This is a genomic window from Neisseria sp. P0021.S007, assembly GCF_051956855.1.
Genome location: NZ_JBQCXA010001187.1, coordinates 1 through 520, shown reverse-complemented (window position 1 = coordinate 520; position 520 = coordinate 1). Strand labels below are relative to the sequence as shown.

Below are 520 nucleotides of genomic sequence, written 5' to 3'. Positions count from 1 at the left end.
GCTTGCCTACGGTCGTAGCCTGTGGGGTAAAGCGCAAAGTTACCTCGAAGCCAGCATCGCCCTGCAACCGAGCATCGCCGCCCGCCTCATGCTGGCGCGTGTACTCGACGAAACCGGACAACCGCAAAAAGCTCAGGAACAACGGAAGTTGGTTTTGGAAGCCGTCTCCGAAGAAGAACGCCACGCAGCGTTGGAGCAGCATAGCTGAGTTTAGGAAAACACTCTTATCTAGGAGAATTTGATGGGACTTTCAGATTCCTTTAAGTCAAAGAAAGAAATATTTGAAATTGGAACGCCTGCTTATAATCAAAGGTTGATTGATGTTTGGAAAAAGAGCATTAAGGGAGATGAAAAATCTTGGGTGCTCTTTGAAAATGGAACTTGCGTCATTTTACTTGAGCCGGAAAAAGATTTAGCGAAACAAGCTAAAGAGATATTAAGCAAATGGGGCAGAGTTCAAACAGGATCACCATCTGCAGACTTTGGCATTATCACTTTAGACAGTGGCGATGGATATGCC

General features: G+C 46.0%; 2 pseudogenes. Both read left to right on the top strand.

The features are described from left to right. A pseudogene (locus tag ACTHUR_RS18200) lies at nucleotides 1–208 on the top strand (heme biosynthesis protein HemY); the annotation flags it as partial. Nucleotides 209–241: 33 nt separating this feature from the next. After that, nucleotides 242–520, top strand: a pseudogene (locus ACTHUR_RS18195) (hypothetical protein); the annotation flags it as partial.